Annotated in this window: 10 protein-coding genes and 1 pseudogene; 9 read left to right on the top strand and 2 right to left on the bottom strand. The window is 73.5% G+C overall.

The features are described from left to right. Positions 1 to 282: 282 nt before the first annotated feature. The 6 genes from D6689_22135 (at position 283) to D6689_22110 (ending at position 8,388) form a co-directional block, all read left to right on the top strand. Positions 283 to 1,422: a radical SAM protein gene (locus D6689_22135; protein ID RMH36652.1), complete on the top strand. Its 1,140-nt coding sequence runs from the start codon at positions 283 to 285 to the stop codon at positions 1,420 to 1,422. Between the two features lie 20 nt (positions 1,423 to 1,442). Then, positions 1,443 to 5,105 carry a hypothetical protein gene (locus D6689_22130; GenBank protein ID RMH36651.1) on the top strand — a complete coding sequence of 1,221 codons (3,663 nt, stop codon included), beginning with the start codon at positions 1,443 to 1,445 and terminating at the stop codon, positions 5,103 to 5,105. A 249-nt stretch (positions 5,106 to 5,354) separates the two neighbouring features. After that, positions 5,355 to 5,726, top strand: coding sequence for a hypothetical protein (locus tag D6689_22125; GenBank protein RMH36650.1), 372 nt, complete (start codon positions 5,355 to 5,357; stop codon positions 5,724 to 5,726). Positions 5,727 to 5,871: 145 nt separating this feature from the next. Next, positions 5,872 to 6,687: a hypothetical protein gene (locus D6689_22120; GenBank protein RMH36649.1), complete on the top strand. Its 816-nt coding sequence runs from the start codon at positions 5,872 to 5,874 to the stop codon at positions 6,685 to 6,687. Positions 6,688 to 6,698: 11 nt separating this feature from the next. Continuing rightward, the gene (locus D6689_22115) at positions 6,699 to 7,445 is read left to right on the top strand and encodes an ABC transporter ATP-binding protein (GenBank protein RMH36648.1); all 747 of its coding nucleotides are present in this window, start codon (positions 6,699 to 6,701) and stop codon (positions 7,443 to 7,445) included. Between the two features lie 91 nt (positions 7,446 to 7,536). Continuing rightward, positions 7,537 to 8,388 carry an ABC transporter permease gene (locus D6689_22110; GenBank protein RMH36647.1) on the top strand — a complete coding sequence of 284 codons (852 nt, stop codon included), beginning with the start codon at positions 7,537 to 7,539 and terminating at the stop codon, positions 8,386 to 8,388. 31 nt (positions 8,389 to 8,419) lie between these two features. On the opposite strand, the gene D6689_22105 is transcribed toward D6689_22110, so the two are convergent. Next, positions 8,420 to 9,478 carry a DegT/DnrJ/EryC1/StrS family aminotransferase gene (locus D6689_22105; protein RMH36646.1) on the bottom strand — a complete coding sequence of 353 codons (1,059 nt, stop codon included), beginning with the start codon at positions 9,476 to 9,478 and terminating at the stop codon, positions 8,420 to 8,422. Here D6689_22105 and D6689_22100 point away from each other — a divergent pair. The 3 genes from D6689_22100 (at position 9,381) to D6689_22090 (ending at position 12,829) form a co-directional block, all read left to right on the top strand. Next, a complete protein-coding gene (locus D6689_22100) occupies positions 9,381 to 10,691 on the top strand; it encodes an NUDIX hydrolase (GenBank protein RMH36653.1) in 1,311 nt (436 codons plus the stop codon). The two genes, D6689_22105 and D6689_22100, sit on opposite strands and share 98 nt — an antisense overlap. Beyond that, on the top strand, positions 10,688 to 12,559 hold the full coding sequence (locus tag D6689_22095; protein ID RMH36645.1) for a hypothetical protein: 1,872 nt from the start codon (positions 10,688 to 10,690) through the stop codon (positions 12,557 to 12,559). Before D6689_22100 ends, D6689_22095 begins: the two co-directional genes overlap by 4 nt. 72 nt (positions 12,560 to 12,631) lie before the next feature. Then, a complete protein-coding gene (locus D6689_22090) occupies positions 12,632 to 12,829 on the top strand; it encodes a hypothetical protein (GenBank protein ID RMH36644.1) in 198 nt (65 codons plus the stop codon). Here the strand turns inward: D6689_22090 and D6689_22085 are convergent. Continuing rightward, positions 12,811 to 12,925, bottom strand: a pseudogene (locus D6689_22085) (4-hydroxybenzoate polyprenyltransferase). The gene D6689_22090 and the pseudogene D6689_22085 sit on opposite strands and share 19 nt — an antisense overlap.

The raw sequence follows: 12,925 nt of genomic DNA, 5'->3' as shown, positions 1-12,925 counted from the left end.
GGTGACGCCGCGCGTGATCCCGGCCGCGGTTTCGGCCGCACGAGGCGGTGGCCGCGGCGCCGGGCGGGTGACGCCGCGCGGGTGACGCCGCGCGTGATCCCGGCCGCGGTTTCGGCCGCACGAGGCGGTGGCCGCGGCGCCGGGCGGGTGACGCCGCGCGTGATCCCGGCCGCGGCGTGAACGCGGGCGTCCGTGCCACCATCTCACAAGCGGGCGCGAACTCCATGCAGGTTGTGGAAATCACACGCGACACCGTGGTAGCGTGACGCACTCGGATCGAGGATGTCGGCGACGGTGACGACACGGCAGGTGCCGGCGCAGGCCGGCGACCTGGTCGCGCGGCGCGCGCGCGAACTGGGCGTGCCCACCTGGGTGTCGTTCCAGGTCACCGACCGCTGCAACTACGACTGCTCGCACTGCTACCAGACCCACGGCCGCGACCCGGAACTGTCGCTGGACGAGATCGGCGCCGTGCTCGACGACCTCGCGGCGTCCGGCGTCCTGTTTCTCACCCTGCTCGGCGGCGAGTTCTTCATGCGCCGCGACGCGGACAACATCCTCGCGGCCGCGCGCGCGCGCGGGTTCGCCGTCAAGCTCATCACGACCGGCCATCACATCGACGACGCGCGCGCCGACCGCATCGCCGCCCTCGGAGCCATCGAGGTGCGCATGTCGCTGTACTCGTCGCGCCACGGCCCGCACGACGCGCTCACGCGCGTGCCCGGCTCGTGGGAGCGCACGGTGGCCGCGGCGCGGCGGCTCGTCGCGCGCCGCGTGCCGGTCGGTCTGCAGACGCCGCTGATGGATTTCACCGGCGCCGACCTCGACGCGCTCGAGGCGCTCGCCGCGTCGCTCGGCGCGCGGCTGCACGTGGACGCGCACGTCACCGCGCGCACCGACGGCGACACCGGTCCGACCGGTCACCGGCCGTCGATGGACGCGCTGCGCGGGTTCCTCGCCCGGCGCGCCGGCGGGCCCCGCCGCAACGCCGACGGCGACACGCCGTGCCGCGCCGCCGAGGCGGTGTGCGCGATCACGCCGCAGGGCGACGTGCGCCCGTGTCTGCAGCTGCCGCTGTCGGCCGGCAACCTGCGCGAGCGGCGGTTCCTCGACATCTGGCGGACCTCGCCGGTGCTCGAACATGTGCGCCGTCTCACATGGGGCGCGCTGAGCGAGTGCGACCGCTGCGCGGTGCGCCCGTACTGCTCGCGGTGCCACGCGATGGCGCTCACCGAAGACGGCCGCATCGACGGGCCGTCGCTCGAGTGTTGCCGGCAGGCCGTCGCCTATCGCGACGCGCTGCGGGATCGGGGTATGATTCCGGCCACGGAGACGGCGCTTCCGCCGACGTGGCCGCGGGTGCTCGCGCGGGACGCCGCCTCCCGGGGGGTTCGTTCCGCGGGACTAAAGGTTCTGCCGTAACCGGCTGATACGGAGACTACATGCGCGCTTCCAGACTCGTTTCGCTCGGGGTTGTTTCGGCCGCGCTCGCGGCGTTGTCCGCCTGCGGCGACGGCGGTCCCAACTGTTTGAAGGTGACGGTCAACATCCTCAGCCCGTCGTCGGGCAGCGAGATCACGCAGGCCGACGACACCGGCACCGCCGACGGCGTCCAGGTCGACGTCCGCGCGCGCGTCGACGGCGTCGAGCCGGGCGACACGGCCACGCTCACCGTCAACGGCACCGCCGCCGGCTCGCCCGCCACGGTCGACGCGAACAATGAGGTCACGTTCGACGGTGTCACGCTGCCGGAGGGCGAGGTCGACCTCGTCGTGACCGCGACGAACGCCTGCGACGAGACGGGCAGCGACTCCGTGTCCGTGTTCGTCGTCGGCGACCTGCAGTGCCAGCTCGCCATCGTCAACCCGAGCGTCACCGTGTCGGCCTACCCGCAGCCCGTGCTCAACGCCGCGGCCGACGACGACGCCGACACTCCAGGATTTCAGGCGACCGCGCGGGTGACCACGTCGCCCGGGTACAAGGTCGAGCTGTTCGTCCTCGACGTCGGCACCGGCGCCGAGGCCAGCGCCGGCACGATGACGGCCGGCGACGACGGCGTCGCCGCGTACACCGCGCTGACCCTGGCCGAGGGCGTCCAGGCCATCCGCGCCCAGTGCGTGTCGCCGGGCGGCGGCGCCAGCGGTGCCGCACCCGCGCAGACCTTCTTCGTAGACAGCGTCGCGCCGACGTGCGCGATCACTTCGCCCGCCGCGGGCGCGACCATCATCCCCGACGACGACGAGGACCCGGACACCGCCGACACGCAGATCACCCTCGCCGCGACCGTCACCGGCGGCGACACCGAGGGCGAACCCGCGACGTTCACGGTCAACACCCTCGAGATCACCGGCGCGGCTGTCGACGCCTCCGGCGCCACCACCGCCGTCGCGACGTTGTCCTCCCCCGGCGCCAAGACGATCGGCATCCAGGGCCAGGACCACGCGCTCAACCCCTGCACCGCGACCGCTGACGTCACCTACGTCACCGAGGGCTGCTCGATCGCGATCACCGCTCCCACCGGGACCGTGACGATGGACGCCGACCCCGGCACGCCCGGCTTCCAGGTCGACATCGACGCGATGATCGACACGGAGTGCGCCGGCCAGACCGCGACCACGACCTGCGAAAATGGCGGCGGCGGCACGGCGATGACCGCCGTCGGCCCCGGCGGCGCCGCCAGCTTCCGCGTCACCGGCTGCACCACCGACACCTGCGAGACCAGCTACGACTGCGCCGTGAGCGTGACGAGCCCCGCCGGCATCGTCACCACGGAGAACCTGACCGTCTCCATCGACAACCAGGGCCCCGGCGTCACCTTCACCGCGACGGGGGCCGGCGGGACCATCTCCTGTGGCACTGTCGTCGGCAGCGACGTGGATCTCGATCCGGGTACGCCTGGCACACAAATTGATGTGCTCGTTCTGTCGCAGCCCGGCGCAACGCGATCTCTTACGCAAAATGGGTCGCCAGTGACGCTGTCAGGGGGCGGGGCCGCGCGCGTGACCCTCTCGGACGGAGACAACGACTTTGCCGCGGAGGCCTGCGATTCACTTGACAACTGCAGCAGTACGAGTTGCGGAATTCGCAAGGCCGAGTTGTCGATCGCCTTTTCCCCGCCGTTCGTCACCGACGCAGTCCTCGGCAGCCAGGACGGCACTGCTGGCGCGGGCACTCTGACACTGGATGTGTGCGGGACGGTGGGCAGTGCCTCGGCGACCGTGAGCGTCACGATCACGCCGACGATTCCGGGAGGAGATGGACCGGCCACGGTGACGGGCACCACGTGGTGTCGATCCGGCGTCGTCTTCCCAGAGGGGGGCCCCTACTCGATCCAGGCCGACGGAGACGACGCCGGCGCAGTTGGCACCGCCGTCGTCACGGGCATCGTCATCGACGTCACGGGCCCTGCCGCCCCGGCAGACCTGGACGCCAATGCGCTCGATCGCCAGTCGGCGCAGATCACGTGGACGGCACCGTCGGACGGCGGGATGTCCGTGGCTGGCTACGACGTTCGAGTGAGCGACGCGCCGATCGACGCGGGCAACTTCGATTCCGCGACCGTCGTCACGCCGCCTTCGCCGAGCGCACCGGGGGCTACGGAAGTCGCAACTGCGGTACATCTTCGGCCTGGAACCGACTATTACTTCGCCGTCGTCGCGGTCGACGCAGTCGGCAATCGCTCAGCGCTGGCGACAATGGGGCCGCTGTCTCCACCCGTGGACTTCGAACGCAGCGGAGTCATCGCGCCTCCCGTGACCGATTCAGCGCAGCGCTTCGGTGAATCGGTTGTAGCGGGCGACTTCAACGACGACGGATTCGACGACCTCGCGGTCGGCGCACCTCGTGCGTCCACGAATGCAGGGGCGGTCCACGTCTTCCTCGGAGGTCCGGGCGGCATTGGTGCGACCCCGGATGTGACGATTACGCCCAGCGTCGCCTCGGGCTTCTTCGGCAATGCGCTGGCCGCCTTGGATTGGAACGGCGACGGTGTGGCTGATCTCGCCGTTGGCGCGCCATTCCAGAACAACTTTCGCGGGTCGGTGTTCATCTTCTATGGAGGCGGAAGCTCGCTTTTCAATCCAGCAACGATGGGGCCGCGTACGCAGGACCAAGCCGACGTGACGATTAGTCCTTCAGTCGACCTTGTCGGCGGGGTGCTAGGATTCGTTCTCGCCGGGCTCGATTTCAACGGGGATGGCCGCGACGATCTCGCCGTGGCTGCACCTGGTGCCTTCGCAAACCACGGCATGGCCGTTGTCCTGCTCGGCGGCATGGCGCCGGCCGCCATTGAAATCGACGATAACGACGCCGCCCCACTCAACGGCGTGTCGGCGTGGCGAGTCACCGGCGGAACGGCCGCGCCATCCGGGTGCTTCCTGGGAAACTCGCTGACGGCTCTGGGACGGATCCGCGGAGCAAGTTCGCCTGACGCCCTTGCGTTTGGTGGGAACTCAAGCTGCGCCGGTGGTGAACGAGCGTTCATCATCGCGGGCCGCACGTCGGACCCCACCGGTGGCTACGCCGAACTCGCCTTCGATCCTACGAAGGACTTGCACGTCACCAACGGGAAAAACGCCACCGGATTCGGCACCTCGTTCGGCTCGATTGCGACGGCCGGCGAGCGCATCGTGTTGATCGGCGCTCACTCCGAGGCGACCGGCGGCGTCGTTTACGCTGTACCGGGCACGGCGGCTGGCGGCGACAGCACGCCACTAACGGTGAGTTCCATCGCGACCGCCACGTTGACGAACTCAGCGGAGGGCACCCCTGGGGATCGCGGGATCGGCAATGCCGCCATTTCGAACGGCGGGGATATTGACGCTGACGGGAACGAAGATCTGGTCATTACGAGCGCCGACGGCTCGCCGGTCGTCTACGTGATGTATGGTCCAGTCGCCTTGTCGGGTACCGTCGATCTTGCGACCAGCGCAGATCACGTTGTTCTGGCGGAGACCGGTGTGTTCAACGGAGCCGACGTATTCTTGCGCTGGGGCGGCGATTACAACGACGACGGGCTTGAGGATCTGGTATGGATGGCTCCGGGCTCCACACCTTCCGCTGGAGCCTCGACCAGCAATGTGGGATTGATAGAGGTATTGTACTGAAGATCGGCGGAGTTCCCGTCATGACTGAATTTGAAAAAACTCGACATCCGACTCGGTCGGACCGAAAACCGTACGTAAAGCCCACCGTCGTCGGTGAGCAGCGGTTCGAAACGCTGGCCCTTGCGTGTGACAAGATCACCGGCCAGTTTGGAGATCCCTGCGGGCCGCCGAACACGCAGCAGTCCTGAGGTGGCTGGCGCGCGTGCGTACGTGCGGGCGTGTACGTCCGCGGCCTTGGTGCGCGCGGCAATGGACCGCGGCATATGGATCTCCCTCCGCGTGCGCGGCTCGAGTATGTGGCCGGCAGTGCGGGACGGCTCCGTCGTGGAGATCCGGCCCTGCTCGGTCGACGAACTGCGTCTGGGCGACCTGGTGGCGTTCGAGCGCACCGGTTGTCTGGTAGTGCACCGCCTCGTCGACCGGCGTGGCGGGCGACTGCGGTTTGCGGGCGACGCCGTAATCGGAGACGACGGCTGGTTCGAGCCCGGCGCGGTGCTCGGCCGTGTGCGCGTCCTATCGCGACCGCCGGTGCGCTGGCGTGTGCCGCGGCCGGGCGATGCTCGGGTGCTCGTGCGAAGTGCATGGCGCGTGGCGGCGTGCCGGTTGCGTGCGGCGGTGTGACGTCGACTCGGCCGTGAGCGCTGACGAAGCGCAGAGGCGTGCGCGGCTTGCGTGCGGGCCCGCTGTCGGCCGGTCCACGACGAGGTGGTGGGCCGCGAGCGATCGCCCGAAACACCGAGGCGAAGGTACGCGCGGATTCGCCGCGTTGCGCGCGGCTGCGCGTGCGTACTACCAGCTCGACCGCGCGGAGCGCGCGATCGCCCTGCGCGCCCGCTTGTGGATGCAGGGGTTCCTCAGCTCCGCGCTGGTGCCGCGCGAGCGGGCGCTCGTCGCGATCGACGCGTACGACGTCGCGCCCGGTGCGCTGTCGCGCGAGCTGTTCGATTGGGAACGCGCGTGGTTCGCGCGCCGGCTGCCACCGCCGCCGGCGGCGGTGTTCGTCGCGGCGGCGGGCGACGGGCGCGAGGCGGTCGAGCTGCGCGCGCGGGGCTACCGCGTCGACGCGCTCGAGCCGGCGCGGCGGCTGGCGGATCGCTGTCGCCGGCGGCTCGGCGCGGGGAGCGAGGTCCACGTCAGCCGGCTCGAAACATTCGACGCGGCCCGCGCGCGCGGCCCGTACGACGCGGTGCTCATCGGCTGGGGAGGCCTCAGTCACGTGCTCGACCGGACGGACCGCGAGGCCGCGCTCCGCACGTGCGCGGCGCTGGCGCCGGCCGGACCGATCCTCGCGAGCTTCTTCGTGCGCGGGGCGCACAACCCCGGCGCGGCGTCGCGCGCCCACCGGCTCGGCAACGCGGCGGGCCGGGCCGTCGCGCGCCTGCGCGGCGTCGACGCGGGCGAGGATGCCGGCGGGACGTGGTTCGCCGGCTGGTACGGGTTCGCCCACGCGTTTTCGCCGGACGAACTCGGCGCGCTGGCCGCCGCGATCGGGCGGCGGTTCGCGTGGGACGTCGCGCCCGGCGACGCGCCGGACGCGGGGCCGCGGCGTGGCGTGTTCCTGCCGCCGCGCGATGTCGAGTAGGCTGACGCGCGATGCGCGAATCCGGCATCGAGGCGGCCGGTCTGGTCAAGACGTTTCACGCGCGGCCGACGGCGCGGGACCTGTTGCGCGGCCGGCTGTCGGGCGCGCCGGTGCCGGTGCTGCGCGGGGTGTCGTTGCGGGTCGCGGCGGGCGAGTCGGTGGCGCTGCTCGGCGAAAACGGCGCGGGCAAGTCGACGCTGCTCAAGTGCCTCGCGGGCCTGCTGGTGCCGACGTCGGGCACCGCCCGGGTCGCCGGCCTCGACCCGGCCCGCGACGGCGCGCGCGCGCGCCGCGCGGTGGCGTACGTCGCCGGCGACGCGCGGTCGTTTTCGTGGCGGCTGTCGGGGCGGGCGAACCTCGCGTTCTTCGCGGCGCTGTACGGCCTGCGCGGCGCGGCGGCGCGGCAGCGGGTGGCCGCGGTGCTCGAGCGGGTGGGGCTCGACCCGGCCGCGTGGGACCGCCCGGTGGCCGAGTACTCGACCGGCATGCGCCAGCGGCTCGCCCTCGCGCGCGGGTATCTCGCCGAGCCGGCCGTGTGGCTGTTCGACGAGCCGACGTCGGGCCTCGACCCCAAGGGCGCGCGCGCCGTGCTCGACGACATCGCCGCGCTGTGCGCGAACTCCGGCGCGGCGCTGGTGATCGCGACGCACTCGCCGGACCATGCGCGGGCGGCCGCGCGCCGCGCGGTCGTCCTCGCCGGCGGTCACGTCGTCCACGACGGCGACGTCGACGCCGCGATCGAGACGGTGCTGCGATGACGACGCACGCGATCGGTCGCGCGATCCGCCAGGCCCGCGAGCGCATGGTGCGCCGCACGGAGCCGGCCGCGGCGCGCGCCACGGAGGTGCGATGACGCCCCGCGACGCCGGCCGGGTCGGCACGCCGTCGCTCGCCGCCGTGGCGTGGGCGTTTTTGCGCCGCGACCTGGCGATCGCGGCCAGCTATCGCGCGACGTTTGCGCTGCGCACGCTCGCGCTCGTGGTGTCGGTCGTGATGCTCGCGTACATGGCGCGGTTCGTCGGCGCGTCGGCCGCGTCGTCGCCGGTGGCGCGCTACGGCGACGCCGGCTTCCTCGGGTTCTGGCTCGTGGGGGTCGTCGGCGCCGAGCTGTTTTACGCGATGGCCACGGCGCTGTCGTCGGCGGTGCGCCGCGCCCAGGTCGAGGGCACGCTCGACGCGATGCTGTCGACGCCGGCGCCCGCGGCGTACGTGGTGTTGTGTGCGCCGCTCGGCACGATCGTCGTGGGCGTCGTGCGCGCGGCGGCGACGCTCGCGCTGGGGACGGCGCTGTACGGCGTGTCGTTTCGCGCGGCGCACCTGCCGGTGGTGGCGGTGGCGGTCGGGCTCGCGGTGGTAGCGTTTGCGGCGCTCACCGTGCTCGGCGGCGCCGTCACGATGTGGCTGCGCCGGACCGATCCGCTCACGTACGGGCTGGCGGCGTTCGGCGCGGTGATCGGCGGCGTGCTGTTCCCGGTGAACCTGTTGCCCGGCGGCGTCGCCGCGGTCGCGTACGCGTTCCCGCTGGCGCCGGCGCTCGAAGCCGTGCGCCTGGCGGCGTTCGCCGGCGCCGGCTTCGCCGACGTCGCTCGCGAGCTGGGGGCGCTGGCCGCGTTCGCGGCGGTCGGCGGCGGCTGCGGCGCGTGGCTGTTTGCGGGCGCGCTCCGCCGCGCGCGGGTCACCGGCAGCCTGTCGCACTACTGACCGCGCGCCGACTGGCCGGCGCGCCCCCCGCCTACGCGCCGTAGAACCGGCGCACCGCGTCGATGACGCGCGCCTGCCGATCCTCGTCGAGCTGCGGATAGCACGGCAGCGCGACGACCTCGCCCGCTGCGCGCTCGGCGTGCGGCAGCGCGCCCTGCCGATAGCCGAGATCCGCGAAACACGATTGTAGATGCAACGGAATCGGATAGTAGATCGCCGTCGCGATACCGGCCTCGCGCAGGGCCGCCCGCAGGTCGTCGCGTCGCGGAGCGCGCACGACGAAGTAGTTGTAGACGTGGTTGGGGTGGTCGGCCTGCGGGCGGACGTCGGCCGGCAACTCGGCGCGATACCGCGCCGCGATCTGCCGCCGGCGCGCGATCGCGTCGCGCAGGTGCGGCAGCTTGACCCGCAGCAGCGCGGCCTGCACCGCGTCGATCCGAAAGTTGCCGCCGACGACGGCGTGGACGTACTTGGGCCGCGCGCCGTGCGCGCGCAGCAGGCGCACCCGGTCGGCGAGGTCGGCGTCGCCGGTGGCGACCGCGCCCGCGTCGCCGAACGCCCCGAGCACCTTGGCCGGGAAGAAGCTGTACGTCGCACACGCGCCGCGGGGCGCGCCGGTGCCGAGGCTTTGCGCCGCGTCCTCCACGACCGGCACGCCGCCGGCGTCCGGCAGGTCCGCCGGGCGGCCGAACAGGTTCACCGCGATCACCGCGCGCGTGCGCGGCGTGATCGCGGCGGCGGCGGCGTCCGGGTCGAGGTTGAACGTGTCCGGCTCGATGTCGGCGAACACCGGCGTCGCCCCGAGCCGCGCGATCGCCCCCGCCGTCGCGAAGAACGTAAACGGCGTCGTCACCACCTCGTCGCCCGGCCCGACGCCGAGCGCCATCAGCGACGCCAGCAGCGCGTCGGTGCCCGACGACACCCCGACCGCGTGCGCGGCGCCCACCGCCGCCGCCAGCTCGGCCTCGAACGCATCCACTTCCGGTCCGAGGATGAACTGCCCGCTGTCGAGCACGCGCGCGACCGCCGCCATCAGCTCATCGCGCAGCGGCTCGGTTTCGGCCTTCAAATCGGTAACGGGAATCCGCATCGCGCCCGACGATACCCCACCGCCGCACCGTCGCCGCCCACCGTGTCGTCGCCGTCGCGCGGCGCCGGGTCCGGCGGGCGCGACCACGCCGCCGACGCTCATCGTGTCGTCGCCCGTCGCGCGGCGCCGGGCCCGGCGGGCGCGACCACGCCGCCGGTCTCGCGCGCGACCCGTGCCGCCCCCGCGCGCCGGCCGCCTACGGCCCGTACTGCAAGACCACTCCGCATGCGGTCGCCGCGCACGCCACCGCTCCCGCTCCGGTATCCGCCCCGTCGCCGACCGTCGCACCGAAATGCACGGCCCCGGCCGCCGAGCCGCTCGCGACCGAAATCGGCGACCGGCGCGCGGTGCGCGCGTCGCGTTGTCCAGTATGCTCCCGCCAGCGATGGCGTTCGACCCGAACCGCGAGCCGGTTGCGCCGCGCCCGGCGGCATCCGTCATTCTCGTGCGCTCGCGCGCCGGGACCGGCGAGGCCGAGGTGTTCCTGCTGCGCCGGCACCGGCGCGCGTCGTTCATGTCGTCGGCGTTCGTGTTCCCGGGCGGCGCGGTCGACCCCGGCGAGGAACACGAGCCGCGCCGCACCGCCGCGCGCGAGCTGTTCGAGGAAGCGGGAGTGCTGCTCGGTCGCCAGCCGGTGTCAGCGGACGACCTCGCCGCGATGCGCGCGGCGGTCCACGCGGGCGAACCGTTCGACGAGGTGCTGGCGGCGCGCGGCGTGGAACTCGCGCTCGACCGGGTCCACTACTTCGCGCACTGGATCACGCCGTCGGCGGAAGCCAAACGGTTCTCGGCGCGGTTTTTCGTCGCGGAGCTGCCGCCGGGACAGACGCCGTCGTTCGACAACCGCGAGACGGTCGACGAGGCGTGGGTGACGCCCGACGAGGCGCTCGCGCGTGCCGGCGAGCTGCGCCTGCCGCCGCCGCAGGTCCGCACGTTCTACGAGCTGCGCGACGCGGCGCCGGGCGGCCCGGCGGCGGTGCTCGCGCTGGCCGCCGAGCGCGCGCGGCACCCGCATCCCATCCTGCCGCGTTTCGCGGCGATGCCGGACGCACCCCACGGGTTCTGCCTGCTGCTGCCGTGGGACCCGGACTACGCGTCGGCCGGCACCGGCGAGGCACTGGAGATGGCGGCCGACCACCCGCTGGCCGTCGGCCCGAGCCGGTTCGTCCTCGACCGCGACGGGGCGTGGCGCCACGTCGACGCGCCGCGATGACGGCCGCGGCGGTTCGCACGCGCTTTACCGAGCGCGGCCTCGCGATCGCGCGCGCCGGCGGCGACGACCACCTCGATCTGTTTTCCGGCGCCCTGCATTACTGGCGCGTCGATCCGGCCGACTGGCCCGCGTGTCTCGCGGCGCTGCGCGACATCGGGCTCGAGCTGGTCGAGACCTACGTGCCGTGGTCCGTCGTCGAGGGCGGCGGCGCCCCGGACCTGCGCGCGTTTCTCGACGCGGTGGCGGCGGCGGGGCTGCGCGCGCTGCTGCGGCCGGGGCCGCACGTCAATGCCGAACTCACGGGGTTCGGGTTCCCGCAGCGCGTCCTCGACGACCCGGCGATGCGCGCGCGCACGGCGCGGGACACGCCGGTGTGGCTGCCGGCGCCGCCGCGCGCGTTCGCGGTGCCGTCGTACGCGGCGCAACCGTTTCGCGCGGCGGTGTGCGAGTGGTACGCGCGGTTCGGCGAGCGCGTGGCGCCGTACCTCGCGCCGGGCGGTCCGGTCGTCGCGGTCCAGGTCGACAACGAGCAGCAGATGTTCTTTCGCGCGGGCGCGTTCGACGCCGACTACCATCCGGACGCGCTCGCGTGGTGGGACGAGTGGTCGGGCGGTCTCGACCCGCCGCGCGCGTGGGATGCGGCCGACGCTGCGCGGTGTGCGCGGTGGGTGCGGTTCAAGGAGGTCTACGCGGCGCGGGCGCTCGCGTGGATGAGCGCCGCGCTCGACGACGCCGGGCTCGCCGGCGTCGCGCGGTTTCACAACTTTCCGCCGACCGACCCGTGGTTGATCGACCTGCCCGGCGGCGCGGCGGCGATCGGCGGCGTCGCCGGCATCGACCTGTACCACCGCGCCGCCGACGGCGAGACGGTCGCGCGCCGCGCGCTGTACCTCGCGGGCTCGTCGCCGCTGCCGTTCGCGCCGGAACTCGGCGTCGGCGGGCCGCCGTGGCTTCCGCCGATGACCGCCGCCGACCAGCGCGCGGTCACGCTCGGTGCGCTCGCCGCCGGGCTGCGCGCGTTCAACCTCTACATGGCGGTGCAGCGGGACCGCTGGTACGGCGCCGCGATCGCCGACGACGGCCGCGTCACCGAGGTGGGCCAGTGGTACGCGCGGCTGCTGGGCGCGCTGCGCGAGGTGGGCTGGACGTCGCTGCGGCGGCGCGCGCAGGTCGGCGTGGTCGTGTCCCGCGCCGACGCGCGGTTCGGGCTCGCATCGTCGTTGGCCGATCCGGTCACGCCGGTAGTCACGGAGATGTTGGGCATCGCCGAGCACCTGTACCGCGACGCGGGGGCGACGGCGCACCGGCGGTGGCTGCGCGCGGTGCGCGATGCGCTCGTCGCCGCGCGCGTGCCGCACGTGTTCGTCGACGAGGGCTGTGGCGTGGACCGGTTTGCCGCGGTCGACGCGGTCGTGATGCCGACGCACCGCCGGGTCGACCGGGCCGCGTGGCGGCGCGTGAAGGCGGCGGCGGCGCAGGGCGTGCGCGTGGTGGTCGGCCCCGGCCGGCCCGCGGTCGATGCGTTCGACGAGCCGCTCGGGGACGACGCCGGCGTACCGCGCGGTGTCGGGCGCCTGCAGCCGGGCGGGCTCGACGATCCCGGGGCGTTGGCGGCGGACCTGGCCGCGGTAGCCGGCGGTGCGCCGCGCGCGTGGATGGCGCGCGAGCCGGAGGTCGACACGGCGGTGTTCGAGGACGAGGCGGGAGCGCCCCGGTTGGTGTTCGCGCGCAACCGCGGCGACCGCCCGGTGGACGCGACCCTCGCGGTGCCCGACGGGGCGACGCTGGTGGACGCGCTGACGGGTGCGCCGCCGGGACCGCGCATCGCGCTCGCGCCGTTTGCCGTGCGCATGTTGCGCGTGGTGTGACGCGACGCCCTGGCGGCCAAACGGTTGTTCGTGCAACAAAATGCCCCGCGCACGCCGCGGTGCGCGGGGCCGATGTCGCCGGGGCCGGACCGTCAGTTCGGCTCGCGATTCCCCGAGGGCGGCGCGCCGACGCCGAACACCGTGCGCGAACCGCTCGGCGCTGCCGGAGCGGCGGCCGGCGGCGGTGGCGCCGGCTGCGCGGGGGAGGCCGCCGGGGACGGCCCGCCCGCGGGCTGCGGCGGTGCGGCCGCGGGCTGCGGCTGCGCGTAGCCGGCTTGCGGCTGTCCGTAGCCAGCTTGCGGTTGTGCGTAGCCAGCTTGCGGTTGACCGTAGCCGGGCTGCGGCGGTGCGGCCGCGGGCTGCGGC

The organism is Deltaproteobacteria bacterium (assembly GCA_003696105.1).
Lineage (GTDB): Bacteria > Myxococcota_A > Polyangia > Haliangiales > J016 > J016.
Note: the sequence above shows the minus strand (reverse complement) of the source record. Positions and strands in the feature narration are given on the sequence as shown.